Annotated in this window: 26 protein-coding genes and 1 tRNA gene; 14 read left to right on the forward strand and 13 right to left on the reverse strand. The window is 39.0% G+C overall.

Annotation, left to right across the window (positions count from 1 at the left end):
- Positions 1-6: 6 nt before the first annotated feature.
- Positions 7-798 (reverse strand): tellurium resistance protein, encoded by a 792-nt coding sequence (locus FTV14_RS10645; protein ID WP_180053891.1) that lies wholly within the window; start codon positions 796-798, stop codon positions 7-9.
- 401 nt (positions 799-1,199) lie between these two features.
- On the opposite strand from FTV14_RS10645, the gene FTV14_RS10650 reads away from it, so the two are divergent.
- A complete protein-coding gene (locus FTV14_RS10650) occupies positions 1,200-1,688 on the forward strand; it encodes a TIGR00645 family protein (protein ID WP_005236522.1) in 489 nt (162 codons plus the stop codon).
- A 63-nt stretch (positions 1,689-1,751) separates the two neighbouring features.
- Here the strand turns inward: FTV14_RS10650 and rnk are convergent, their stop codons facing one another.
- From rnk to FTV14_RS10665, 3 genes are all read right to left on the reverse strand, one after another.
- The gene (rnk, locus tag FTV14_RS10655; RefSeq protein WP_034171243.1) at positions 1,752-2,156 is read right to left on the reverse strand and encodes a nucleoside diphosphate kinase regulator; all 405 of its coding nucleotides are present in this window, start codon (positions 2,154-2,156) and stop codon (positions 1,752-1,754) included.
- A 393-nt stretch (positions 2,157-2,549) separates the two neighbouring features.
- The gene (glyA, locus tag FTV14_RS10660; protein ID WP_004784306.1) at positions 2,550-3,803 is read right to left on the reverse strand and encodes a serine hydroxymethyltransferase; all 1,254 of its coding nucleotides are present in this window, start codon (positions 3,801-3,803) and stop codon (positions 2,550-2,552) included.
- A 154-nt stretch (positions 3,804-3,957) separates the two neighbouring features.
- Complete coding sequence (locus FTV14_RS10665) at positions 3,958-5,187, reverse strand: alpha/beta fold hydrolase (protein WP_180053892.1); 1,230 nt, start codon at positions 5,185-5,187, stop codon at positions 3,958-3,960.
- 351 nt (positions 5,188-5,538) lie between these two features.
- Between FTV14_RS10665 and FTV14_RS10670 the strand changes: the two genes are divergently transcribed.
- The gene (locus tag FTV14_RS10670; RefSeq protein ID WP_166135972.1) at positions 5,539-6,237 is read left to right on the forward strand and encodes an exonuclease domain-containing protein; all 699 of its coding nucleotides are present in this window, start codon (positions 5,539-5,541) and stop codon (positions 6,235-6,237) included.
- Positions 6,238-6,515: 278 nt separating this feature from the next.
- Here the strand turns inward: FTV14_RS10670 and FTV14_RS16200 are convergent, their stop codons facing one another.
- On the reverse strand, positions 6,516-6,644 hold the full coding sequence (locus tag FTV14_RS16200; protein WP_354667255.1) for a hypothetical protein: 129 nt from the start codon (positions 6,642-6,644) through the stop codon (positions 6,516-6,518).
- Here FTV14_RS16200 and FTV14_RS10675 point away from each other — a divergent pair.
- Positions 6,588-6,884 carry a hypothetical protein gene (locus FTV14_RS10675; RefSeq protein WP_354667256.1) on the forward strand — a complete coding sequence of 99 codons (297 nt, stop codon included), beginning with the start codon at positions 6,588-6,590 and terminating at the stop codon, positions 6,882-6,884. The genes FTV14_RS16200 and FTV14_RS10675 overlap by 57 nt on opposite strands.
- A 264-nt stretch (positions 6,885-7,148) precedes the next feature.
- Here FTV14_RS10675 and FTV14_RS10680 read toward each other — a convergent pair whose 3' ends face one another.
- Positions 7,149-7,373, reverse strand: coding sequence for a hypothetical protein (locus tag FTV14_RS10680; RefSeq protein ID WP_159124508.1), 225 nt, complete (start codon positions 7,371-7,373; stop codon positions 7,149-7,151).
- A 621-nt stretch (positions 7,374-7,994) separates the two neighbouring features.
- Complete coding sequence (locus tag FTV14_RS10685) at positions 7,995-8,648, reverse strand: hypothetical protein (protein ID WP_180053893.1); 654 nt, start codon at positions 8,646-8,648, stop codon at positions 7,995-7,997.
- Positions 8,649-8,932: 284 nt separating this feature from the next.
- Here FTV14_RS10685 and FTV14_RS10690 point away from each other — a divergent pair.
- A protein-coding gene (locus FTV14_RS10690) for an IS3-like element ISAba22 family transposase (RefSeq protein ID WP_180053894.1) occupies positions 8,933-10,098 on the forward strand; the annotation gives its coding sequence in 2 pieces (ribosomal slippage) (positions 8,933-9,191 and positions 9,191-10,098; 1,167 coding nt in all).
- A 1,160-nt stretch (positions 10,099-11,258) separates the two neighbouring features.
- The gene (locus FTV14_RS10695; protein ID WP_171505603.1) at positions 11,259-11,432 is read left to right on the forward strand and encodes a hypothetical protein; all 174 of its coding nucleotides are present in this window, start codon (positions 11,259-11,261) and stop codon (positions 11,430-11,432) included.
- A gap of 61 nt (positions 11,433-11,493) precedes the next feature.
- Here the strand turns inward: FTV14_RS10695 and FTV14_RS10700 are convergent.
- A tRNA-Arg gene (locus tag FTV14_RS10700) sits at positions 11,494-11,569 on the reverse strand.
- Between the two features lie 179 nt (positions 11,570-11,748).
- Here FTV14_RS10700 and FTV14_RS10705 point away from each other — a divergent pair.
- The 7 genes from FTV14_RS10705 to FTV14_RS10735 all read left to right on the forward strand — a co-directional run bounded on the left by FTV14_RS10705 (position 11,749) and on the right by FTV14_RS10735 (position 17,821).
- Entirely contained in the window at positions 11,749-12,684 is a 936-nt protein-coding gene (locus tag FTV14_RS10705; protein ID WP_180053895.1) for an ABC transporter ATP-binding protein, read from the forward strand.
- The gene (locus tag FTV14_RS10710) at positions 12,681-13,454 is read left to right on the forward strand and encodes an ABC transporter permease (protein ID WP_004784472.1); all 774 of its coding nucleotides are present in this window, start codon (positions 12,681-12,683) and stop codon (positions 13,452-13,454) included. Before FTV14_RS10705 ends, FTV14_RS10710 begins: the two co-directional genes overlap by 4 nt.
- Complete coding sequence (gene queF, locus FTV14_RS10715; protein WP_180053896.1) at positions 13,454-14,269, forward strand: NADPH-dependent 7-cyano-7-deazaguanine reductase QueF; 816 nt, start codon at positions 13,454-13,456, stop codon at positions 14,267-14,269. Before FTV14_RS10710 ends, queF begins: the two co-directional genes overlap by 1 nt.
- 18 nt (positions 14,270-14,287) lie before the next feature.
- Positions 14,288-14,941 carry a hypothetical protein gene (locus FTV14_RS10720; protein WP_180053897.1) on the forward strand — a complete coding sequence of 218 codons (654 nt, stop codon included), beginning with the start codon at positions 14,288-14,290 and terminating at the stop codon, positions 14,939-14,941.
- A gap of 289 nt (positions 14,942-15,230) precedes the next feature.
- Positions 15,231-16,232 carry a lytic murein transglycosylase B gene (mltB, locus tag FTV14_RS10725; protein ID WP_180053898.1) on the forward strand — a complete coding sequence of 334 codons (1,002 nt, stop codon included), beginning with the start codon at positions 15,231-15,233 and terminating at the stop codon, positions 16,230-16,232.
- A gap of 289 nt (positions 16,233-16,521) precedes the next feature.
- Complete coding sequence (locus FTV14_RS10730) at positions 16,522-17,136, forward strand: septal ring lytic transglycosylase RlpA family protein (RefSeq protein ID WP_180053899.1); 615 nt, start codon at positions 16,522-16,524, stop codon at positions 17,134-17,136.
- A 229-nt stretch (positions 17,137-17,365) separates the two neighbouring features.
- Complete coding sequence (locus FTV14_RS10735) at positions 17,366-17,821, forward strand: DUF962 domain-containing protein (protein WP_180053900.1); 456 nt, start codon at positions 17,366-17,368, stop codon at positions 17,819-17,821.
- A gap of 45 nt (positions 17,822-17,866) precedes the next feature.
- Here the strand turns inward: FTV14_RS10735 and FTV14_RS10740 are convergent, their stop codons facing one another.
- The 3 genes from FTV14_RS10740 to rpsB form a co-directional block, all read right to left on the reverse strand.
- On the reverse strand, positions 17,867-18,373 hold the full coding sequence (locus FTV14_RS10740) for a DUF3465 domain-containing protein (protein WP_180053901.1): 507 nt from the start codon (positions 18,371-18,373) through the stop codon (positions 17,867-17,869).
- Between the two features lie 75 nt (positions 18,374-18,448).
- Positions 18,449-19,324, reverse strand: coding sequence for a translation elongation factor Ts (tsf, locus tag FTV14_RS10745; RefSeq protein WP_004784491.1), 876 nt, complete (start codon positions 19,322-19,324; stop codon positions 18,449-18,451).
- A 141-nt stretch (positions 19,325-19,465) separates the two neighbouring features.
- Positions 19,466-20,212, reverse strand: a complete 747-nt coding sequence (gene rpsB, locus FTV14_RS10750) for a 30S ribosomal protein S2 (protein WP_004784492.1) — start codon at positions 20,210-20,212, stop codon at positions 19,466-19,468.
- A gap of 207 nt (positions 20,213-20,419) precedes the next feature.
- Between rpsB and map the strand changes: the two genes are divergently transcribed.
- Positions 20,420-21,247: a type I methionyl aminopeptidase gene (gene map / locus FTV14_RS10755; RefSeq protein ID WP_004784494.1), complete on the forward strand. Its 828-nt coding sequence runs from the start codon at positions 20,420-20,422 to the stop codon at positions 21,245-21,247.
- A 253-nt stretch (positions 21,248-21,500) separates the two neighbouring features.
- Positions 21,501-22,736 (forward strand): pyridoxal phosphate-dependent aminotransferase, encoded by a 1,236-nt coding sequence (locus FTV14_RS10760; RefSeq protein ID WP_159124078.1) that lies wholly within the window; start codon positions 21,501-21,503, stop codon positions 22,734-22,736.
- 44 nt (positions 22,737-22,780) lie between these two features.
- On the opposite strand, the gene FTV14_RS10765 is transcribed toward FTV14_RS10760, so the two are convergent.
- Positions 22,781-24,118: an MATE family efflux transporter gene (locus FTV14_RS10765; RefSeq protein ID WP_180053902.1), complete on the reverse strand. Its 1,338-nt coding sequence runs from the start codon at positions 24,116-24,118 to the stop codon at positions 22,781-22,783.
- Between the two features lie 406 nt (positions 24,119-24,524).
- Positions 24,525-24,935 carry a GFA family protein gene (locus FTV14_RS10770; RefSeq protein WP_180015242.1) on the reverse strand — a complete coding sequence of 137 codons (411 nt, stop codon included), beginning with the start codon at positions 24,933-24,935 and terminating at the stop codon, positions 24,525-24,527.
- Positions 24,936-25,089: the final 154 nt, after the last annotated feature.

Below are 25,089 nucleotides of genomic sequence, written 5' to 3' on the forward strand. Positions count from 1 at the left end.
ATATTGTTATGTATTCGAGGGTTTCTCGAGTGACTTTTTTAACGTTTTAATCAAATTGTCCCGGCTATTATCAAGTTTTTCCAGATCACTTGTCGAGTGTTTCGTCTGGCTTTGTTTGACATGATATTGCCAGGCCGGAATCAGCACCTGTTGCGCTTCTTTAAACCGATCCAGTAGGCTATAAGACAGTTGCTGGGACAATTGCATCTGGGTAATGGCAATGTCATTACTGCTTTGCAAGGTTCTTAAGGTATGCACCTTTTTTGACAACCGCTCAGAAAAATTATCCAGTGGATGCTGATTCCTTACAAACTGCGGATATTCAGATAAAAATTCTTCTGCTGCCACAATATGCTTGGCCATTTGCTCACGTAAACCGATCAGCTGCTGGAATCGCGATTGGGATTTCTGGATTTCAATTTGTAACTTACGGCTAAGGTGATCTGCCTGATCCAGTAAATAGTCCAGTTTTTTATAGTATTCAACCTGACTTGAGCCATAGTCCAGATCAATACCCAGCCATTTCTGCAAGGCATTAAATTTACGTTTTTTAAAATATTTTTTTGATTGAGCCAGCATGTGAATCAGCTGTTCAATCGTCTGGCTCAGTTGTTGGGTCAGATGGGGATCTACCCCATTTAATAGTACTGCCTGCGCCTGAATAAGTGAGTCCGCATAATGATTCAGCTTGTATTGATCGTGGAGTAAAGGCACAAGTTCGTTGCGCTTGATACTTAGAATCTCGCTCTGCTCTACTGCAATGTCTTGGATTGGAATCAAAACATCTATCTGTGACATGGCCCTTTAAACTCAATGAATTCGATTTTTATAGTACGTCTTTTCATTCAACATAACATGTAGCATTTTGCAAAGGAATGCTTCAAGCCATAGAATTTTCTTTATATACGTTGAAGATATTGTTGGAATTAAGTTTGGCCTACAGTCATTTCTTGTATGAATCATTTTGCTTCTAGCCTGCTGTTGCTCTCTATAACCTTTCCCATCAGCCTCAAATAGGCTAATAATCAACCAAATAAGGATAAGCACAATAAATGCCAAGTTAATTTATGGTCTTAATTAAGCTTTTTTTAAACTTAAGAATACTTATAAGGCATTATAAAACATAAATAATTCTCGAATTTTAAGCATGAATTATTTATGATCAAGATCAACAATAAAGTAGGTAACCTGAGAATAAAATGGAACGTTTTTTTCATAATACGATGTATGCCGCACGCTGGATCTTGGCACCTGTCTATTTTGGTTTATCATTCGCTTTATTATTACTGGCCTTAAAATTCTTTCAGGAAGTCATTCATGTCCTGCCGCATATCTTTGAATATACTGAAGCTGACCTGATCTTGGTAATTCTCTCCCTGGTTGATATGACCATGGTTGGTGGACTTATTGTGATGGTGATGTTTTCAGGTTATGAAAATTTTGTTTCACAACTCAAAATCGATGAAAATAAAACCCGCCTGAACTGGCTCGGCACTATGGATGCCAATTCGCTTAAACTAAAAGTTGCTGCTTCTATCGTAGCTATTTCTTCGATTCATTTACTACGTATTTTTATGGATGCTCGTAACGTCGAGAATGACAAAATCATGTGGTACATCATCATGCATCTGACTTTTGTGATTTCTGCATTTATTATGGGTTATCTGGATAAACTCACCAAGCATTAAAACATGGATATTAAAAAGCCCCGATGATAGGGGCCTTTTTATATTGGCGAATTAACTAAAAAATTATAGATAGTCACCTTCTCGTTCCGGCTGATACAGCACTTTTTCAATCGTGACTTTCATCAACTGACCATCAGGTTGTGGCCATTCAATGGTCTGTCCTTCTGCCAGGCCCAAGATTGCAGTTCCAATCGGTGCTACGACATTCACTTGCCCTTTTTCACCTTTAAACTCATGCGGGTAGACTAAGGTGATTTCTACAGGCTCCGTTGATGGTGCAATCGTCAGCAATGCACGCGCATGCATGGTCACCACATTGCTTGGCATGTCCTCTGGCTTGACCACTTCAGCACGAGCCAGTTCATCTTCCAGTTGAAGCATGGTCTCACTGAGCTTGTCCTGATTTTCAAGCATGGTTTCGAGACGCTCCACATCCTGTTCAGATAAAATAATTTTTGGTTTAGCCATTCTTACTACCTTGTTTAATGAATGATTGAATAGTCTTTAAAAAGCGAATGAATCTAGGTTCTAAGTGGTTAATCAGATTAAATTAAGTTCAAATATAAAAAATCTATTTTTAGCTGCTAAAAAAATTGTGTCTTAACTCAACTTATAAAGCTGTTTTTCAAAGAATGTAACCAGTTTTAGAAAAACTCAATACTCTTTTCGAAATCAGATTTATAGGATCTGTATTTCTCAACTTTGTTTTATAAAAGGATAAGTATTTTCTATATAGGATTGATTAAGCTTTGATCTTATCTTCCCTTTTAACTCATCGTAAAAGCTAGCAGCAGAAGATGAGTCAGAAAAAATATCACCCAATAAAAAAGCCCCCTTGAGGGGGCTTTTCTCAAGTTAGGCTTATTTTGCGTAAACAGGGAATTTAGCACAAACAGCAGCAACTTTTTCTTTAACAGCAGCGATCACAGCTTCATCGCCTTTAGCATCAAGGATATCAGCGATCCAACCAGCAAGTTCACGAACTTCTGATTCACCGAAACCACGAGTCGTTACAGCAGGTGTACCGATACGGATACCTGAAGTCACGAATGGAGAACGTGGATCATTTGGTACAGAGTTTTTGTTCACAGTGATGTGTGCAGCACCCAACCAAGCGTCAGCATCTTTACCAGTGATGTCTTGTTTGATCAGAGACAACAAGAACAGGTGGTTTTTAGTGCCGCCAGATACAACATCGTAACCGCGTTCGATTAGAACTTCAGCCATTGCTTGAGCATTCTTAACCACTTGTTGTTGGTATGCTTTGTATTCAGGTGCCATTGCTTCTTTGAAGCAGATTGCTTTAGCAGCAACCGCGTGAACCAGAGGACCACCTTGGTTACCTGGGAATACAGCTGATTGAAGTTTTTTCTCGATTTCTTCGTTTGCTTTTGCAAGGATCAGACCTGAACGAGGACCACGAAGAGTTTTGTGAGTAGTTGTTGTTGTTACGTCAGCAATTTGAACTGGGCTTGGGTAAACGCCAGCAGCAACCAGACCAGCAACGTGAGCCATATCTACAAACAGGTAAGCGCCAACTTTATCCGCGATGTCACGGAAACGTTGCCAATCTACGATTTGGCTGTATGCAGAGAAACCAGCTACGATCATACGTGGTTTGTGTTCTACAGCTAGACGTTCAACTTCTTCATAATCGATCTCACCAGTTTCTGGATTCAGACCGTATTGAATTGCATTATAAGTTTTACCTGAGAAGCTTACTTTCGCACCGTGAGTCAAGTGACCACCGTGAGCCAAGCTCATACCCAATACTGTGTCGCCTGGGTTAAGCAGCGCTAAATAAACTGCAGAGTTTGCTTGAGAACCAGCATGTGGCTGAACGTTAGCATAATCAGCACCAAATAATTCTTTAGCACGGTCAATTGCCAATTGTTCAATGACATCTACATATTCACAACCGCCATAGTAGCGTTTGCCTGGGTAGCCTTCTGCATATTTGTTAGTGAGTTTTGATCCTTGAGCTTCCATTACTGCTGGTGAACAATAGTTTTCAGAAGCGATCAACTCGATGTGCGCTTCTTGGCGAGCATCTTCGTTAGAGATTGCTTGAGCGATTTCTGGATCAAATTCAGCAATAGAGATATTGGCAAACATTAGCGAGGTCCTATTAAATTAGGGCTTTTAAGCCGTGCTAAGATTGGCGCGTATTGTAACATGAACTTTGCCAATTTCGATCATGAACTTTATTCAGTTTGCAATAAAAATAGCTCATGCTTAAAAAAACATGAGCTATAGAGATAAAAATAAGTTATTGAATTGGCATTAGAGATTTTACATCTGAAATAATATTAGCGATATTCAGTGCATAGACGCTACCATGATCCCATGAACCGTCCGTAATATATCGTACCGAGGTTTGTTTCTGATTCGCTAAGCTCACTAAAACATCTGTTGCAGCCTTTGGAACAGTAGAATCCGCCTCTCCCTGATAAATAATCACAGGTGTAGACACTTTAACCTGTAAAGGCTGAGAGTCTTTATCCAGGAAATTCTTCACTATTGGAATACTCATAAAATTAGCTTGAGTACGCGGATATTCTTCCAGATTCCCATTGGTTTGGGCATAAGCTCCCATTGCCGTACCGAATTTGTTGCCTAATACATCATAACAATCTGTTTCGGCATTCTTGGCAATCTCGTCTGTTGGTGTTTTAAAGACCTGAATATATTGCAGATTTGGATTCGGATTACGCAATCCCGCGACAATCAGCGCGGTAAAAGTATCTAAAGAGGCTAGAGTTTGAATCTTTTTATTCAGATCTGGTTCTTGTCCAGCTTGAGCCTCTCCACCTGCCAGAATCAGACTGAAATTAGAAGCAGGAGCTAAAGCTACCGTACCTTTATAAGTCATTTGAGAAGCACGTGCTGCATATTGGGCAGCGCCTAAAGCCGCTTGACCACCTTGAGAATGACCGACTGCCATCCACTGATTAGAGGCATCCGAACCTAAATAGTCTTTTGCTGCGACTACAGCATCGGTAATCGAATAAGCTTCACTCTTAAGGTTAAGGAAAGGATGAAGTTCTTTTCCACCCGGCTCACCCAAACCTTCATAATCAGGCGCAACGACCACATATCCCGCTTGAAGGAATCCGGCAATCATATTTTTGATATAAGAATTTATTTCATTGCGACTTGGTGCACACTGATCGGCCACACCCGTCGTACCATGTGCCCATGCCACTATCGGCCAACCTTTTGCAGGAGGCGTTCCTTTTGGAGTGAAAAGCAGTGCCGTCGCTTGGGTTTCCTTATTATTAATACCTAACATCTTATAGGTCATGACCACGCTCTCATCGGCAACAGCAGTCAGATCTGTTTTGGTATAGGCTACAGGTGTGGTTACGACTGGATTGTCAATATTATTTACGGTAATAGCGGGTTTGGATTCATAATAACGATCATCATCGCTATCATTACAGGCAGTTAAAGCTACGCTTAGCGCGAGTAGAGAACCAGTCAATACATGACGTTTCATCGATCTTATCCTTGTCTTAATTATTATCTCTCATAATTTTTATAGTTTTATCTTTATCAGTTGATAAAACTAGACAATAATTTCCCAAGTTATTTCATTAAATACAAGAGATTATTTTGTTATTTTTCTAATAAATAGCGATTTAATTTATGACCATTCCAACACGATAAATTTAAGTTTTGGAAATATTTACAGAAACTTTGAAAACTTTTATTTATAAGTGTAGATTACAAATATTCTATATCAGTCAAAAAGTCTGCAATTAAAGTTGAAATCCGGCATTTCAATTGTCAGGATCGAAACAATAATGTTAGATTTTGATATCCACTTTTTTTCAGGCATATTCTCGTCATGCAGGCTATCATTCTCGATACTGAAACCCATACCTTGAATGGTCAACCCATTGAAATTGCCTATGCGCCTGTAGAGATCATAGACCATAAAATCAGTCTGGATAAAAGTCGCTTGTTTGATCAGCTTTATTCATGCGACGAACCGATTTCCTTTGCCGCAATGGCCGTACATCATATTCTGCAGTCCGATTTGGAAGGACAACCGCATTACAGCAGCTTTGAACTCCCGCAAGAAACCACTTATATCATTGGCCATAATATTGATTATGATATTCGTGCCTTAGAAAAATGTGGCGTCGATTCATCGAATATTAAAGCAATTTGTACCCTTGCCCTCGCCCGCCGTGTTTGGCCAGAGGCTGAAGCACATAATATCTCTGCATTAATCTATATGATTACCAAAGGCAGCGAGCGCGCCCGAGAAATGATCCGTAAAGCCCATCGCGCCGATATGGATATCATTTTGACAGCAAATATCCTGATGCATATTGTGCATCACCTGAAAATCAGCAGTATTGAAGAACTCTATGAAGCATCTGAAGATGCGCGTATTCCACGTACCATCAATTTCGGTAAGCACCGTGGTACTGCGATTGCCGAACTTCCTGCTGACTATGTTCAGTGGCTCCTTCGTCAGGAGGACTTAGATCCTTATCTACGCAAAGCATTGGAAAATACCGCGATCCTTACGCTGTAAATTAAATTTTTTCGTCCCTCTCTAAATATTGAGAGGGATTTTTAACTAATCATGTTTTGTTTTATTCAGCAAGTGAAATAAAGTATTTTATAGATGACTATCTTAGTCTTTAAAGCTCTTAACTAATCGATATTCAGAATAAAAACAGATACAAATCAATATTAATTTATTGATTTTTAATAATTTAATATTTAATCACTTCTTGCATCTAGCTGTTCTTATACTTTAGCGTGATAGAACACCCCCTCTAAACAGGTGCATATAGGAAATAATATAAATTAATCCTCTTTCTTCCCATGCAATATTATCTCGAATTCGATGCCTTTGATAATCCCATGCAGCTCAGTAAAGTGGGCAATTGGGTAATCACTTTTTTGAGTCCAGCTGAAGAATTGGACACTATACAACTTGCGATTACTTATGTACTGCCCCGCCAGATCAGTGACGCATTACAGCCACGACGGGTATTAATTCAAAAGAGTTCAATCGAACATCATTGGCTAATTCAAACAATTGAATGTTTTGACAGCGCGACCAATCAGGAAGTACATATTAGGCCTGCAGATGAACTCGGACAGCAAACACTTCATCAGATTCTGGACGAGTTTGACCGTTATGATGTAAATGTCACATTAAAAGTTTTCTGAAATAATGCTTTTCTCAGAGCGTATTTTTGAAGAAGTTCATTTAGATCATCTATGTAGATAGCTTGATGCTATATAACATAAAAAATTAAGAAACTGAGAAATGATAGGAATTTATCCAATCTCTTTGAATTAAATTTATCAGTTTTTATTCTGCATCAAACTATTTATAAAGAAGCTGAACTAAGATATCAAAATCAAGCTCATCATTGGATGAGCTATATCTTTTTTTAAGGGTCGCAAAGCAGCATAATGAATCCCGGATCCTTATTTAGGTTCTAAAACACGATAGATACAGTCGGTCTGCTCACTGGCAAATAACAGTTCAATCGTTGGCCGGATAATTTCATCATCCACGACAATATATTCGACTTGCTGTTCCAAACGCTGGGACGGATCACTATGCTGAGCGCCAGCACGTAGTAATGCTTTTACATTCAGAATTTTGCCATACTGGTTTTTGACTTGCACTTCAATTAAATCTTTTGTCATCGTCATACCTCCCTTTATTGGCATTATTAAATTTGCTTGTCTGAATTCTTATAACATAGTTATTTGAAAGGCTTTCAAACGAATATGTAAGATTTTTTAGCGAGCACCTTTTATTGACTATATATTGTCGCTAATGAAGAATGTGCCATACAAATAAAAGAGTCAAAATTATTAATAACTCACGCTTAAAATTTTGCATTAAAAAGCCCGCATCGCTGCGGGCTCTGTGTTGGATGGCTAGTGCTAGATCTATTGCCTGAACCGAAGTTCGAACTCAACTAACTGTCATTGATCCGTCCAACTTATTGGTAGCGTCGTTTCGTTTTATAACCTACCATGAGTTCAATATAGCAGGATTTTTTTTACCTACAATACGCTTTTACACTTCTAAAAGAAGACTTATACAATATTTAAATTGTGCTTTTTCAAAAGCAGATTAAAATATTTTGGCTGGCTCAATAGAGCACTACAAACAATTCTATTCTTTTCTATCTCTACACCCTATCTATTTAAATTTCAATAAAAAATATTCTTTATTTATGTGAAAAATGAATAATTTCATCTAAATACAATTTCAAGTCTTAAGTAAAAGAGTTCGCTATTAAGGCGATTGATTAGCCACTAAAAGTAATAGCGAAAACCAAATTGATAAGTAACCCCATTTAAGTCCAGATCATCACTCTTACCAGAGACACATGCGCCATTCATACAAATCTTGGCGTCACGGTTAAACATCCATTGATAACCAAAAGATCCAAATAAATCTGCTTCAGGAGCAACTTTATAACCGACTTCCAATGCAACGGGAATTGTAAAATAATCCAATTCAAGATCGATTCGACCAAGATCTGCATCCGTTTCACTTTCATCTACCCAGCTCATTCCCAGACCTATAGAAACTGCTGAATAAAGCTGATCATTTTCCAGAAATTTATTTTTTATCCCCATTGCAACTTGATTGTAATCAATATCTGAACTTTGAAATTTATATTCGGCCCATAAGCTGGCCGTTGGATGGGATTGATATTCACCATTAATAAACAGCCCATCGAATGATTCGGTACCCAAAAAACTGTCCGACCCTATTTTTGAACCGGCATAGCCAAAAGCCAAAGAGTACTGACTTATTAGGTTTTCTTGAGCATGATAAGGTGTAGTTGTAATTACTGCTTTATCTATTGGAACAGGATTACCATATTGAATAGCTAATGGTGTATTCGCTCCAGCAACTGAAGAAGCCCCAATCATCAACCCAATGAATAATAATTTTTTCATATCTATGTCTCATTTTTATTGTGAGAATAAGATACTAATTTTTAAGAGAAAAACCACTCTATGTGACTAGATTCCTATTCTTTCCCCTGTACTCAAATATACATGAGAAGATAAATGCTTTTGGTCAATATATGCTATTGACCTTTAATCATGAATAATTGTTTTGCATTTTCTTTAGCCAAGATTGACATGAGTAGTGATGCTACAATTAATAAAATTGATGTGTGCTGAAAAAACAGGAGGTTTTAACTTGGTAAACTAAACACACTCATCAGGAGTTTACCATGAGCAAGAAATACAAGACTTACACCACAGAATTTAAAGCTGAAGCCATCAAATTAATTGAAGCCAATCAAGGCAATGTCTCGGAAACAGCTAGACAACTTAGCATTTCAATGCAAACTCTTTCAAATTGGAATACCAAAGCAAAGGCTGGAACTTTAGCAGGTACAAAACAGTATTCACCTGATCTAAACGCTCTACTCGAAGAAAATAAAAAACTTAAACAACAGCTCAAAATAGCTGAAATGGAACGTGAATTTTTAAAAAAGGCAGCAGCGTACTTTGCCAAAGAAAGTCAGTAAGGTACGCCTATATGAAACAAAAAAGATATTCATTTCCAATTACCTTAATGGCTCGATTACTTCATGTTTCAGTTTCATGTTTTTATGATTGGCTCAAGAGAGGCGTGAGCAAAAGAACGATTCAACGAAATCAACAGACGATATTGGTGAAAATAGCCCATGAGGAGACAAGGCAGAGCTATGGTTATATTCGATTAACCAAATACTTACAAGCTCAGGGCATAAAAATGAGTATGTACGCTGTACGTCAGATAAAAGCGCTGAACCACCTGTATTGTAAGCGACACAAGCGTTTTAAAAGGACTACGAATAGTGACCATAATCGAGCGATCTATGAAAACCTGCTGGAGCAACAATTCTCAATGACTAGACCAAATCAAGCATGGTCAAGTGATATTACGTACATATGGACTGTTGAAGGATGGCTGTACTTAGCAGCGGTAAAAGACCTTTACACGAAGCAAGTGGTTGGCTATAGCTTAAATGAGCGCATGACAACACAGCTTGTTTGTAATGCGCTAAATATGGCTATTCACAATCAAAAACCAACCAAAGAACTGATTGTGCATTCAGACAGAGGAAGTCAATATTGCAGCCATGAATATCGAAATATACTTGAGCAATATGGTTTTCAAGGTTCAATGAGCAAGCGCGGAGACTGTTACGATAATGCACCGATTGAAAGCTTTTGGGGAATACTGAAAAATGAGTTAATGCATCATTACAACTATCAAACCAGAGAAGAAGCCAAAGCAGATATTATAAAATACATTGAGTTATTTTATAATCATCGAAGAATTCAAAAGGGTTTGGGTTTTAAGACACCAAATCAAATGGCCGAAGACTTTTATAAGTTGGCTGCCTAAAATCTCCCAAGGGAAAGTCTCCTGATAATTCAGCGTATATCAAATTCCAATAATTACTAAACGCACTTCTTGATGAATAAATCCTGTAATCAAGGCAATTACAGCAAGAAGGATGAAAACACCAACTAATCCCATTTTTAGTATGTTCATTATTAACCCCTTATTATTTCTATTTTTTAGATTTATTTTCTTCATCTTATTAAATGATGCATTACTGATTTTAAGAAGCCTCTTTCCCCCTCACTAGTATTTTTATCTTTACATGAAATAGATCATCTTTCCTTCGTCCTGAAAGGATCTTTTAAGCTGTTTTTACACGCTTGTAAGACTAGGCTTGCAGCCACAATGGACAATAGACCGATTATTCCAAATATAAAATCACTGAGGATTACACCTACAATAATGGATGTGAGAGCACATATAAGAAGAATTAACAACAGCCCAATTTGTAGAATTTGCATAAAAAATCCCCTAATTAATTGTATAATCATTCCACTTTGTATGCAATTTGTAAATAATCTTTTTAAAATTTTATAAATTATTATTTGATAAAAATTTTCTGCTGAGGATATTCCTTCTAAAATTTTAGCTATCTAACTTTCTTTCCAAAAATAAAATTTTCAATATTAAATTATTATTTTCAACAACTTAAATCAACATATCATTTTTTTATTTAAAGATTTTTTCTTTTCATTTTCTCAAATGAGATATATAAAGTTAGAATTCTCAAATGTGTATCAATTCTTATGAAAAATTCCAATTTTTAGCTTTAAAAAATTGGCAAAATACATCATTTAAGCATGCAAAAAATTTAGGATAATTATGATTGGGTCGTAACAAAGGCTTCATCATATAACGACTTATTTCTAACCGTTGTGTTAAATGATGAAAATAGTGGCATATATATTTATAGCATGATGAATTACATGAACTATGAACTTAGAATAAATTAATTTATAAAACTTATATTTTTACTTAAATCTTCATTTACTTCTATCTACCTTGAAGAATTTTTCAATTACAAAAGTAATCTTACATTCGCAACAATACCTAGAATCAAATCATTTCTAAATACAACAATGTAATTCATCCACTTTTATAGAATTAAAGGACTAGGGCGACTTATACATATATATATTCTCAACAAGAGGTAATTCCCGATGGCTAAACCAGATGAAGAACTGAATGAAGAGTTTCCAGAAGAAGAATTAGATCCACAAGAGAAACAGGATCGAGAGATTCAACGCGGTCAGTTAGGCGTGAATCAAGACCCTCAGGTTAAAAGAGATCAAATACGTCAAAAACATCAGGATGAAGAGGAAGAGAATTCATAATTTATTTTATAGATCTGGAATTGATTTTTTAATCTAATGAGGAAAGTGAACTTAAAAATGATGGTGCGCTCAGCGGGACTCGAACCCACGCCACAGGCTTCGGAGACCTGTACTCTATCCAGTTGAGCTATGAGCGCGCGATGCACATCATAACAAAAAAATGCATAAGGTAAAGCAACTATCTATAACTTCGTTATTTTTATGCCTATCCTTTATACAGTGTGCCAAAACAGCAACAGAGAATTCCATGTGAATGACTTGGTTTATTCTGCAAGATCACTCACAATATCTCAACTTTTCACCATTTGAGATCTCTATGACTGATGCGCTGACATTAAGGGATTTGTCGAAGACCTATGGAAATGGTTTTCAGGCACTTAAAGGAATTAACTTAACTGTACCTGAAGGTGAATTCTATGCCCTGTTAGGCCCTAATGGCGCGGGCAAGTCCACTACTATTGGTATTATCAGTTCATTAACAAGAAAAACCTCTGGAACCGTTGAAATTTTTGGTCACAATCTGGATACCCACCCTTCTGAAGCCAAACAATGTTTAGGCGTAGTACCCCAAGAATTTAACTTCGCCCAGTTTGAAAAGACCTTTGATATTCTGGTCACTCAAGCCGGTTATTACGGTATTCCTAAAAAAATTGCTCAAGCGCGTGCTGAAGAATATTTAAGTAAACTGGGTCTTTGGGAAAAACGCTCTACTCAAGCTCGTATGCTTTCAGGGGGTATGAAACGTCGCCTGATGATCGCTCGTGCGATGATGCATGAACCAAAATTATTGATTCTGGATGAACCGACCGCCGGCGTGGATATCGAATTGCGTCGTTCCATGTGGGATTTTCTTAATGAAATGAACAATAATGGTACTTCTATTATTTTAACGACTCATTATCTGGAAGAAGCAGAGATGTTATGTCGTCGTATTGCCATCATCGACCGTGGTGTGATCAAAGAAGATACTACCATGAAGAATTTCCTGAATCAGCTCAATGAAGAATCCTTTATCTTCGATCTGGCTGCACCTATTGAGCCATTAAATATTGAAATTATTGGTGTGAAATTTAATTTAGTAGATCCAATGACCTTAGAAGTGACACTGGATAAAGCTCATAGTATGAATGACCTATTCCAGTTACTGGAATCACAAAACATTCAGGTACGCAGTATGCGTAACAAGTCAAACCGCTTAGAAGAACTGTTTGTGAAAATGGTCGAGAAAAATCTGGATGGAGCTGCACAATGAATATAAACCAGCTCGGCGTCGCCTTATATACCATCGTTCATAAAGAAGTCCGTCGCTTTATGCGGATCTGGCCCCAAACCCTGTTGCCGCCTGCCATTACCATGAGTTTATATTTCGTGATCTTCGGTAATCTGGTCGGTTCACGTATTGGGGAAATGGGCGGCTATAGTTATATGGAGTTTATTGTCCCTGGTCTGATTATGATGGCGGTGATTACTAATAGTTATGCCAACGTTTCTTCCAGCTTCTTTAGCTCAAAATTTCAGAAAAGCATTGAAGAGCTAATTATGAGCCCGGTACCTTTACATGCTATTTTATGGGGTTATGTATTGGGTGGTGTAATTCGTGGTCTGTTTGTTGCCATTATTGTCAGTGCCATGAGCCTGTTTTTTGCAGACCTTTATATTACTAACTGGTTTGTGACTATATATACAGTACTCATTACCTCGCTATTATTCTCTTTAGGCGGCTTTATTAATGCTGTCTATGCCAAATCTTTTGATGATATCTCGATCATCCCGACTTTTGTACTCACACCACTGACCTATTTAGGCGGTGTGTTTTACGCAATTTCAGCTTTAAGTCCGTTCTGGCAAAATCTCTCTTTAGTTAACCCGATCGTGTATATGGTCAATGCGTTCCGTTTCGGCATTTTAGGTCATAGTGATGTCAATGTTTCCATTTCATTGGTCGTGATTACTTTCTGGTGTGCCGTGCTTTACGGTATTGCTTACTATTTATTGTCTCGTGGTTCAGGAATGCGTGAATAATGAGTGTAGAACATTCTCTCCTTGGTAAAGACACCAACTACCCAACAGAGTATCAACCCGATATTTTGTTCCCGATTTCCCGTGCGCCTGCCCGTGAAAAATATGCCCATGTTGAAGCTATTCAGCAAGGTAAAGACTGGTGGCATGTATTTGAAATTTCTTGGTTAAATGCTGCCGGCGTACCTCAAGTGGCTATTGGTCGGATTACCCTGCCAGCATTTTCCCCAAATCTCATTGAATCAAAATCTTTAAAGCTATATTTCAATAGTCTGAACTTTGCCAAGTTTGATTCGAAAGAGGCCTTTATTGCAACTGTAGAAAAAGACCTCTCAAAAGCTGCCGGTGCTGAAATCACACTGGATCTTTTTCATGTCGATGAACTGAAAATTTCCAATCCTGAAGGTATCTGTATTGATGATCTGATTCCGGAACGCCTGGAAAATCATCCGGACGCTTCTTTATTGTCTTTAGATCAGCACAGCGATGAAAATATCGAAGTGCAACTCTATTCACATTTATTAAGAAGTAACTGCCCAGTCACTGGGCAACCGGACTGGGGTACAGTATTTATACGCTATCAGGGCAAAAAACCTTGTTATAAGAGTATTTTGGCTTATATTATTTCGTATCGTCAGCACAACGGTTTTCACGAACAATGTGTGGAACAGATGTTTGCCGATATCTGGCAAAATCTGAAACCGGAAAAGCTGATGGTATATGCGACCTATACACGCCGTGGTGGATTGGATATCAACCCTTGTCGTGTATCGGATTCCACATGGATGCCTCGCCCTATTCGTTTAGCGCGACAATAAAAACATTGAGGTTTAAGAATGCCTTTTTTTGGTTTTATTCCTTCTGCAGAACTATTAAATACAATTCAGACTGCACAGAAAAATAAAAACTCGAGTGAACCGCTTTATCCACTGCGGGATAAAACTGCATTAATGATTAATGATGAAATTATTGATGCAATTCTCACGGAACTGGTACGCCGTTTTCCTGCAAGCGAAAAACGCGATACGGCAGAAAAACTGGCAGGCTATATCAAGTCTACTGTGGCAGTGTTACTGAAACAGTTACTGAGTAAAGCACCAAATGAAGTCGTCAAGGAGTCGATTGCTTTTTCTGAACGCAGCCTGTTTAAAGATCCGGAAGGAAATTTCCGTATTGGTGAACCTCTGGATGCCAATCTGGTCACCAATCTAAAACACCATTATGCAGAATTAAAAGCTGGCCAAAGTGTCGATAAGCAGAGTCTCAGCAATCTGTACAAACAGTTTGGTGAAGCGACTGTACGTCATTTCATGGTCGACTTTAATAAAACCTTAGATTTAGGCATGATTAAACGCAAGGCTGCTGATATTGGTGCTTCAGCGGTAATCAAAGCGATTAATATTGCAGCAGATAAAATCATCCTGAATTTAAATAAGGATGAACTTCAGGCAATGGCAGAATATCACGACACCCTATTCTTTACTGAATAAAGCCGCATATTTATTCAAATAATGCAGATTAAGCCTGACTTCGGTCAGGCTTTTTTGTGGCTTAAGAAATAGCTTGTTACAGTTATTGTGAACTAAAATACAAAATGCTGAAAAAACAACCAACCCTTTCCTGTTTTTAAGGGAGTTTATATGACTCCTATTCATCAGAATGTTATCTTTAATATTGCCTCTAATGCCAGAAAATTGAGAAAAGTGAATTGATCTTTTTCATGGCACGATTCAAATGACATAGCCACAAACCTATCAAAAAATTGGAAATCATACCAAGATGTTGAAATCGAATTTTTATAAAAAATTGAAGCAGCTTTCGATCCTTGTCAGTGCATTCGGACTCAGTAGTTTAAGCCTGGCCAACGATTTTCAATATCATCCCTCTTATGCCAGTTTCAAGCAAAACACTATGCAGACCTATGGTCTAAGTGCCCAGCAAGTAGACAGTGCAATGACGGGAGCAAAAAATCTTCCAAATATTATCAGTATCATGAATCGTCCAGGTGAAAGTAAGCCTTGGTATGCCTATAAGACCAATTTTCTGTCTGAAGGTACGATTCAACGTGGTGTACGTTTCAAGCAGCAATATGCTGCAACACTAAATCGCGCTGAGCAGCAGTTTGGTGTACCACAATCGATCATTTTGGGTATTTTGGGGGTAGAGACCGGTTTTGGCAGCAACAAGGGTTCATTTGTGACCCGTGATGCACTGGCAACTCTTGGCTTTGGTTATGAACGTCGTGCGCAATACTTCCAGGATGAACTGGCGGCATTGATCGCATGGTCATATAAAGATGGTGTGTCAGCATCCTCGATCGTGGGTTCTTATGCAGGTGCTGTGGGCTATCCGCAGTTTATGCCAAGTAATATTCCAAAGTATGGGGTCGACTATGATGGCAATGGCCATATCGATCTGCGCAATTCTGCGGTAGATGCGATTGGTTCAATTGCAAACTATCTGGCTCAAAATGGCTGGCAACGTGATCAGCCAATTGCCTTCCCTGCCCGTTATAGCGGTTCGAATCCTGATTCTGTCATCGCCAAAGATCTGACTCAGCCAACACCTTATGGAGTAATCAAAACCCAAGGAATCAGTCCGATGAATCCGATTGTTCGTATTGATGATCTTGATATGGTCAATGTCATTCAATTACAAGAAAATTACGGACCGATTTACTATATTACTTATCCGAATTTTCAAGTGATTACCACGTACAATCGTAGTCGTATGTATGCCACTGCATTGTGGCTTTTAGGTACAGAAATTACGAGCCGATAACAGTAAAAATTACTACATACTATTAAAGTCAAGATTTTTATTAAACAAAATGCCTAAATTTTAGGCATTTTTTACGCCTTGTTACAATATTGATTATTTTTTAATCACTCATTGTTTATTTTGCGTACTTTTTTTAACTATTTTAATTAAATACTAGACAGCCAGTTGCCAGCATGAATATTATCCAATTCGTTAAATGTAGTTGCATAAGTTAAATATCAGGCATGTTTATAGGGTTATCAGCTACTTAGGCCCAATCTAATGAAACATGCTGTTAGGAGTTGATTCAATGCATTCTTCTTTTCTGAAGTATTTTATAGCCATCGCCGCGACCGTTACCCTAACGCAATCGCAAGCAGATATGGTTCAGTCGTCATCATTCAATAATGATCATGACAATTCGCGTCTTGCAGCGCGTGTATTAAATAAAGAAGCTCAAAGCTTCAATTCAAATTTCACAAATTTGAACAGCCTTTCAATCACTGAGCGTTCTGGCGATAAAGTTCGTCGTCAAACCATTGCAGCAAAAATTGCAATTCCTGCAGAAGAGCCTTCAGTGATTGAGAAACTGAACAATGTTGCTTCAAACACAGTTCGTAAATTCAGTCAGACAGGTACAGCATCTTGGTATGGCCGTCAGTTCCATGGCCGTAAAACTGCCAGTGGTGAAACATTCGATATGAATGCAATGACTGCTGCACACCGTAGCCTGCCATTAAACTGCTTTATCCGCGTGACTAACAAAAACAATGGTAAGAGTGTTGTCGTGAAGGTTAATGACCGTGGTCCATTCCATGGCAACCGTGTTCTAGATTTATCTTACGGCGCTGCTAAACAGCTTGGTATTACCAATGCTGGTACTGCACATGTTAATATTGAGCGTGTAGATGGTCCAAACTCATAAGATTTGACCGCTCTACATTTAACTCAAAAGCCACAGTCATGTGGCTTTTTTATTTGGTGATGTAGAGAAAGAATTCGAATTGCTTTTATCCTTAATACTGTCGATATTATTCCATTCAGATATAGGCCTCCTCTCCTTTACTCACCCACTATCGATTTCACTTTGACCATCCCCTCAAACTGTTTTATATTTTGAAAATAACAGTACGTTCATGGATGGGAGCGATAGAATGAAAACAATATCCGAATGGTTAGATGAATATAGTGAAAGTCATCAAAACAAAACCAACAAACTGATCCATTGGGTCTGCGTGCCTGCCATCTATTTTTCCATTATTGGCATCATGGCACACTTTAGCGCTTTACTGACTGCCCTGCTCCTGGTTCTGGCTTTTGTGTTTTATGCACGTTTAGACATCGTACTGGCTGTAGCAATGGCAGCGCTAACCCTGATGATGGCTTGGTTCATCTGGATCTTGCCTGTAGGGATCGGCTTCTTTATTGCCTTGTTTGTTTTTGCCTGGATTGGGCAATTTTATGGACACAAAGTCGAAGGTAAAAAGCCTTCTTTCTTCAAAGACCTTCAATTCCTTCTCATTGGCCCGTTATGGTGCATGGATGCCTATTTAGGCAAAGTCCTACCTAAATGGAAATCTCGTCAATCTGAGGCAATACAGTGCGCTTAAAGCGTATGTAATATCATTACATTTATAAAATCAAGGAAAATTCTCTTATTGATAGGTTTTTCCTTGGTGTTTTAACCAACCGCTGATGTGCTTATTGGATGGATCATGATGGGTCCAATGAATCACCCCGCCTTTTTCGCTATATTCATACTCACCAAAAAACACAACCTGATCCCCTTTTTGAATATTCTGGATGCGTGGTGCCAGATCAATATTGTGCGCAACCAATACAGTTTGACCAGTGGATAACTCCAGAATAAATTTCTGATGACGGGAACCTTCATTATCATCTTTTAATAATGCTATCACCTTACCGCTTGCCTGAACCTGAAGATCACTTTGTCTTTGCTGGTAAGCTTGCTCTATACGCTGGGTATCATCAGAAAGCTTATGCGTACTTTTTTGAACATGAGTCTGCTGTTGAATCGCAACTTCTGCTGAAGGTACAAAAGTATTGGTCTGTTGTTTAGATTCTGATAAATCCAGACCTAAATAAGCAGCCACCAAAAGTGCAATGACAGCCCCGATCCCCATATGGGTTTTATTTGCCATAATTCCCCCTTGATCATTCTTTATTTAGTCATAAAAAAAGCCCCATTCGGGGCTTTTTTCTAATTCGTTACCGAATTATTTTGCAGCAGCCTGAGCAGCAGCAACTTCTTCAGCGAAAGAAAGCTCAGCTTTCTTCTCGATACCTTCACCCACTTCGAAACGAACGAAGTTAGCAACAGTAGTACCAGTCGCTTTAAGAACTTCAGCAACTTTCTTGTCGTTGTCGATTACGTATTGTTGACGCTCAAGAACAACTTCGTTCAGGTATTTCTCAACAGAACCTACAACCATTTTCTCAACGATGTTTGCTGGTTTGCCAGATTCAAGTGCTTTTGCTTCAGCGATTTCTTTTTCTTTCGCGATAAGGTCAGCAGGAACTTGTTCAGCATTTACAGCAACCGGGTTGAATGCAGCAATGTGCATTGCCAAGCCTTTACCAGTTTCAGCATCACCTGAGTAAGATACAACAACACCGATACGAAGACCGTGTTTGTAAACAGCAAGGTTTTCACCTTCAACAATTTTCGCACGACGTACTTGAATGTTTTCACCGATTTTTTGAACTAGAGCAATACGAGCTTCTTCTACAGTAGCGCCATCTTCAAGTTTAAGTTCAGCGATTTTAGCAGCGTCAGTTTCGTTTGCAGCAAGTGCAGCAGCAGCAACTTTCGCAGAGAAACCAGCAAAGTTTTCGTCTTTAGCAACGAAGTCAGTTTGGCAGTTTACTTCTAGAAGGATTGCTTTGTTACCTTCTTGAGCAATTGTGATCGCGCCGTCAGCAGCAATGTTACCAGCTTTTTTAGCTGCTTTTGCTTGACCAGATTTACGAAGGTTGTCGATCGCTAATTCGATGTCACCACCAGCTTCTGTCAAAGCTTTTTTACATTCCATCATTGCTAGACCAGTACGATCACGCAGTTCTTTAACCATGCTTGCTGTAACTGCAGTCATGTTTATCTCCTAAATTCGGTAGAAAATGAATTCTTTTTAGAACAGAAACGGCCCAGAGGATTCTCATGGGCCGCCTGCATACATAACGCTTACTTTGCCACCATCACGTGTCGCAAAAATGACAAGCTAGCGTCTAACGCATTAAGCCTCAGAAGCAGGAGCTTCTTCTGCTTTAGCTTGTGCATTTGCTTGTGATTGAGCATATTCTTTACCAGCAAGAATCGCATCAGCCATAGCAGAAGCATAAAGTGTTACTGCACGGATCGCATCGTCGTTACCCGGAATAACGTAGTCTACGTTGTCTGGGTTAGAGTTAGTATCAACGATACCGATTACAGGAATACCAAGGTTTTTAGCTTCTTTAATTGCAATCGCTTCATGATCAACGTCGATTACGAATAATGCGTCAGGTAAACCACCCATGTTTTTAACGCCGCCTAAAGCACGTTCAAGTTTTTCCATCTCACGGCTACGTTCTAAAGCTTCACGTTTAGTAAGTTTAGCGAAAGTACCGTCTTGAGATTGAGTTTGAAGGTCTTTTAAACGGTTGATAGATTGGCGAAGAGTTTTCCAGTTCGTCAACATACCACCTAACCAACGGTGATCTACGTATGGTTGACCAGCGCGTTGAGCTTGTTCACGGATGATTGCAGAAGCAGCACGTTTAGTACCAACGAACAAAACTTTGTTCTTTTTGCTAGCCAATTGGTTAGCGAAGTTCAAAGCATCATTTAACGCAGGAACAGTGTGCTCAAGGTTGATGATGTGAATTTTGTTACGCGCGCCAAAGATGTATTGACGCATTTTTGGGTTCCAGAAACGAGTTTGGTGACCAAAGTGCGCGCCAGCTTGTAGAAGGTCGCGCATGCTTACGTTGTAATCTGCCATTTTCTTTACCTTAAAGTTTGGGTTAGGCCTCCATATATCCGCATTCTCCACCCTTGCGGGCACCCAGAGTAATGTGACGATATATGTGCGGATTTTTAATACACCATTCAATCAGCCTCGCAAATATATTCACGAAAAAGCATTTGATAAAATGGGCGGCTATTTATACCATAGTCACATACAAATTTCCAAAAGTTTTTAGAGATCATGAACACTACTTATCAAGCTCCCCGTCGTTTAATCAAATCCGCTGAAGATATCGAAAAGATGCGTATCGCTGGACGACTGGCTGCAGAAGTGTTGGATATGATCAAACCGCATATCAAACCCGGCGTAACGACACTGGAATTGGATACGATTTGTCATGACTATATTGTAAATGTGCAGAATGCCATTCCTGCATGTTTAGGTTATGGTGCAGCGCCTGGCCGCCCTGCTTTCCAGCATACAATCTGTACATCTGTAAACCATGTGGTCTGTCACGGGATCCCATCTGAAAACAAGATCCTGAAAAAAGGCGATATTTTAAACATTGACGTCACTGTCATCAAAGATGGTTTCCATGGGGATACCAATATGATGTACATCGTGGGTGGTGAAACTTCAATCCTGGCAAACCGTCTGTGCAAAGTCGCTCAAGAAGCCATGTATCGTGGTATGGCTGTGGTGAAACCAGGTGCTACTATTGGTGACATTGGTCATGCGATTCAAAAATATGTTGAATCTGAACGCTTTAGCGTTGTTCGTGAATACTGTGGCCATGGCATCGGTACGACTTTCCATGATGAACCACAAGTTCTGCACTATGGTCAACCAGATACCGGTATGGTTCTTGAAGAAGGTATGACTTTTACGATTGAACCAATGGTGAATGCCGGTGTTTGGCAAACCAAACTGCTGGGTGATAAATGGACTGTGGTCACTAAAGACCATAAATTATCGGCTCAATATGAGCACACTCTTTTGGTAACAAAAAATGGCATTGAAGTGCTGACTGCCCGTCCTGAAGAAGATTTGTCACGTTTTAGTGCATAACAACAACACTTTCTCACATAAATGGCCACTTTAAAGTGGCCATTTTTAGTTTATATTTCCCCTATTATTCTCATCCTCAAAGCATATTCTTAGTTCATGTCTATCTAAACTACCTATCGATGTTCAAGATAAGGTTGCACTGATTCAGCATTTTTTTCGTATATTTTTCCAAATTCTTTTGCCCAATGTGCACCATTTTAGGCTAAGATAATGTGCTTTTTATTTTTTAATCCCTATAAGAAGGAATACTGCCGTGGACGTACGTCTCTCTGATCGTGTGAATGCCATCAAACCGTCCCCTACGCTTGCTGTGACAAATAAGGCTGCTGAACTGAAAGCTGCTGGTCACAACGTTATTGGTTTGGGCGCAGGTGAGCCAGATTTTGATACCCCTCAACACATCAAAGATGCAGCAATTGCAGCAATTAACAACGGTTTCACCAAATACACCGCTGTTGATGGTACGCCAGGTCTTAAAAAAGCAATTATTGCTAAATTAAAACGTGACAATAACCTTGACTATCAAGCAAACCAAATCCTGGTTTCTTGTGGTGGTAAACAGTCTTTCTTTAACTTGGCACTTGCTTTGTTAAATAAAGGTGATGAAGTGATCATCCCAGCTCCATTCTGGGTAAGCTATCCAGACATGGTGATCATTGCTGAAGGTACACCAGTAATCGTGAAATGTGGTGAAGAACAACGTTTCAAAATTACTCCTGAGCAATTAGAAGCTGCGATCACTGACAAAACTCGTCTAGTGGTATTAAACAGCCCTTCTAACCCGACTGGCATGATCTACACTAAAGCTGAATTAGAAGCTTTAGCAGCAGTACTGCGTAAATACCCAGAAGTATTCATCGCATCTGATGACATGTACGAACCAATCCGTTGGGAAGATGAATTCTACAACATCGCAACTGTTGCCCCAGACCTTTACGACCGCACTATCGTATTAAACGGTGTGTCTAAAGCATATGCAATGACAGGCTGGCGTATCGGCTATGCAGCGGGCCCTGCTAAACTGATCGGTGCGATGAAAAAAATCCAGTCTCAGTCAACTTCTAACCCAACTTCTATTTCACAAGTTGCTGCAGAAGCTGCATTGAATGGTCCTCAAGACGTTCTTGTACCAATGGTTGAAGCGTTCAAACGTCGTCATGACCTGGTTGTGAATGGCTTGAATGACATTAAAGGTATTTCTTGCCTACCTGCTGATGGTGCATTCTATGCATACGCAAACATCAAACCATTGATTCGTGCGAAAGGCCTGAACTCTTGCACAGAATTCTCTGCTTGGTTACTGGAACAAACTGGTGTTGCAGTCGTTCCTGGTGATGCATTCGGTCTAGGTGGTTTCATGCGTATCTCTTACGCAACTGCTGACGAAGTATTAGTTGATGCACTTGCACGTATCAAAAAAGCTGCTGATTCTATCGAAGGCGTTGATGAAGCGATTGCTTCTATCGAAGCTGAAAAAGCTGCGAAATAATCTAATTGATTAGATAAAAAAACCCGCGATCATCGCGGGTTTTTTTATGCAGTTTGTAGATGCTTACGGTATTTAAGTCCCAAGCAAAGCAAGCACATCAATGCGGCAAAGGTATAGGAAATAGCCAGCATCCACCAGAAACCACTTATTCCTGAGACGTCCAGATTGAGATTGAAGAGCAATACTGGATGATAAGCCAAATACCAGCCTCCGCCCAATCCACCTAATAGCAGTACTCCACTAAAGATAAACATGGGGAATATCACCACTTTCCAGCAGCGCAGCATATTGACGCTAACCACCAGAATCGCATCAAAAATATGCATCCAGCACAATAAGAACATCAATGCCAGACTCACCGCAAGCACATCCTTATTATCACTAAATAGCGTCACAATCGGTTTTTGAAAAATTGCGATCAAGATCGCCAAAACAACTGCGCTTGCGACCACCACACGTAACGCTTTAAAAGTTAAATCCCAGGCAGATTGCACTTGATTTTCACCAATCCTGGTAGAGACCAGAATGCTAAAAGCAGAGCTCATCGAAAATGGCACCATAAACAGCAGGCCAGCCAAACCCATCGCTACTTGATGCGCATTCACCATTATCTCCCCCAAAGGCAAGATTAATAATGCAATCGCACTAATTGTAAAGACATCAATAAATACGACAATTGCTGAGGGTAAGCCGATTCTTAAGATTTTTAGCAAAGTCTTAAAATGGAAGAATTGTCCGGACCAGTGCACACGCAACTGCTTTTCTAGAAATATCAGGTAATACACCACTAATAGTGCCCATTGAACAGTCAGATGAGCAATGAAAGCTCCCTTAACCCCATAGGCAGGTACATAACCCTGAATCCCAAAAATCAGGCAATAGGCCAAACTCACTTTGAATATCAGATAAAAAATATTGGCATAGAACACACGCTTCGCCTCACCACAGGCTTGCGTTAAAATATATAAAATACGTACTAACAAATGTGCTGGAAGCGTCCAAGCCAGTAACCATAAACAAGGTTGAATCAAAGCCTGTAATGCACTATCTGCTTTTAACAGATGTAGCAAAGGATCTGCATGAGTTAATAGCCATCCTGCAAATACAGACAGGACGATGACAATAAGGATGCTCTGTTTCAGAATTTTTTGAATATTATCAAAAGCACGTCGCCCATATGCTTCAGCAAGTTCCTGCATCATACCCTGCAAAATCCCCGTCCCCGAAACAAATAATAAAGAATAAATAGATAAACACACAGCCATAGCAGCCACATGTTGCGGTGAGTAATGAGACAGGAAAATCATGTCAAATATTCCGACCAACATTATGATGCTATTACTCAAAAAAATCGGTACCCAAAGATGCAAAAACTGTTTCATTGCAAAATCACTCTATTCTTAATTCTTTTCTCGGGTTTTATTTTTAAACTGAATTATTTAAAACTGAGATATACAGTGGAAATCACATACAATCCTTGTGCCATAAATCTTTATATTTATTGATTTTATAGAAAAGTTTAGTTTCTATCTTTAGTTCGCTTATAGAAAATAATAATTTATTGAGCTCAGAAACTATGAGTTTTTTTCGTTCCAATTTAACAATTTAATCAAAAGAAAGAATGATCATGACATGAAAAGCAGGATGCTATTTGAAATACGAACCTGCTAATCAGTATTTTTATTTAATGATATATATGCACTTATATAGTGTTCTTAATTTTAAAAAGATTATTTTCATCAGATAAAATCACCAGACTTGCTCTTCCTTTATCTAATGATATTCATTTCAGGAGTTAGGTTGCTGGAACATAGCAATTACCTCAGCTTCTGTCATTTTTTTGGTTTGATTGTTAAATGAATAAAATGCTGGCTGATGATCTATATAAATTTCTAAATTGAAATCCAGATCTTCTGGCAGTTGCTCCAAAGTAAATACATTAATATTGGCAAAGGAATGATCTTTGGTCCGCCAGAAAATAAAAGTACCACAGGCATTGCAAAAACCACGCTCTGCCCATTCAGAAGTACTTGCAACAGATAAATGCTGCTGATCAATAAAGTGAATATTTTCTATATCAATCGACATGAGAGGCCCACTTGTCTGGCGGCGGCACATGGAACAATGACAGGCAGCCACTTCATGATTTCTAAGCTGCACTTCAAATCGAGTCGCACCGCATAAACATCTCGCTTTCATGACTATTCTTCCTCGGTATTATTATTCCGCAGATTCAAATCCCAAGTGCAACACATTTGTAGTTAGTTGAAAAAGTTAGGTGTATTCATAGAATCATTAGACTTTTTCAACTCGCAATTGGAAAGCACACAATGAAGAAATACACCCAACTTTC

Source organism: Acinetobacter sp. YH12236 (genome assembly GCF_013417645.1).
In the GTDB taxonomy this organism is placed as follows: domain Bacteria; phylum Pseudomonadota; class Gammaproteobacteria; order Pseudomonadales; family Moraxellaceae; genus Acinetobacter.

Coding starts and splice junctions, on each gene's coding strand:
- FTV14_RS10645 (WP_180053891.1), bottom strand. CDS start 798: ATGTCACAGATAGATGTTTTGATTCCAATCCAAGACATTGCAGTAGAG.
- FTV14_RS10650 (WP_005236522.1), top strand. CDS start 1,200: ATGGAACGTTTTTTTCATAATACGATGTATGCCGCACGCTGGATCTTG.
- rnk (WP_034171243.1), bottom strand. CDS start 2,156: ATGGCTAAACCAAAAATTATTTTATCTGAACAGGATGTGGAGCGTCTC.
- glyA (WP_004784306.1), bottom strand. CDS start 3,803: ATGTTTGCCAATATCTCTATTGCTGAATTTGATCCAGAAATCGCTCAA.
- FTV14_RS10665 (WP_180053892.1), bottom strand. CDS start 5,187: ATGAAACGTCATGTATTGACTGGTTCTCTACTCGCGCTAAGCGTAGCT.
- FTV14_RS10670 (WP_166135972.1), top strand. CDS start 5,539: ATGCAGGCTATCATTCTCGATACTGAAACCCATACCTTGAATGGTCAA.
- FTV14_RS10680 (WP_159124508.1), bottom strand. CDS start 7,373: ATGACAAAAGATTTAATTGAAGTGCAAGTCAAAAACCAGTATGGCAAA.
- FTV14_RS10685 (WP_180053893.1), bottom strand. CDS start 8,648: ATGAAAAAATTATTATTCATTGGGTTGATGATTGGGGCTTCTTCAGTT.
- FTV14_RS10695 (WP_171505603.1), top strand. CDS start 11,259: ATGGCTAAACCAGATGAAGAACTGAATGAAGAGTTTCCAGAAGAAGAA.
- FTV14_RS10705 (WP_180053895.1), top strand. CDS start 11,749: ATGACTGATGCGCTGACATTAAGGGATTTGTCGAAGACCTATGGAAAT.
- FTV14_RS10710 (WP_004784472.1), top strand. CDS start 12,681: ATGAATATAAACCAGCTCGGCGTCGCCTTATATACCATCGTTCATAAA.
- queF (WP_180053896.1), top strand. CDS start 13,454: ATGAGTGTAGAACATTCTCTCCTTGGTAAAGACACCAACTACCCAACA.
- FTV14_RS10720 (WP_180053897.1), top strand. CDS start 14,288: ATGCCTTTTTTTGGTTTTATTCCTTCTGCAGAACTATTAAATACAATT.
- mltB (WP_180053898.1), top strand. CDS start 15,231: ATGTTGAAATCGAATTTTTATAAAAAATTGAAGCAGCTTTCGATCCTT.
- FTV14_RS10730 (WP_180053899.1), top strand. CDS start 16,522: ATGCATTCTTCTTTTCTGAAGTATTTTATAGCCATCGCCGCGACCGTT.
- FTV14_RS10735 (WP_180053900.1), top strand. CDS start 17,366: ATGAAAACAATATCCGAATGGTTAGATGAATATAGTGAAAGTCATCAA.
- FTV14_RS10740 (WP_180053901.1), bottom strand. CDS start 18,373: ATGGCAAATAAAACCCATATGGGGATCGGGGCTGTCATTGCACTTTTG.
- tsf (WP_004784491.1), bottom strand. CDS start 19,324: ATGACTGCAGTTACAGCAAGCATGGTTAAAGAACTGCGTGATCGTACT.
- rpsB (WP_004784492.1), bottom strand. CDS start 20,212: ATGGCAGATTACAACGTAAGCATGCGCGACCTTCTACAAGCTGGCGCG.
- map (WP_004784494.1), top strand. CDS start 20,420: ATGAACACTACTTATCAAGCTCCCCGTCGTTTAATCAAATCCGCTGAA.
- FTV14_RS10765 (WP_180053902.1), bottom strand. CDS start 24,118: ATGAAACAGTTTTTGCATCTTTGGGTACCGATTTTTTTGAGTAATAGC.
- FTV14_RS10770 (WP_180015242.1), bottom strand. CDS start 24,935: ATGAAAGCGAGATGTTTATGCGGTGCGACTCGATTTGAAGTGCAGCTT.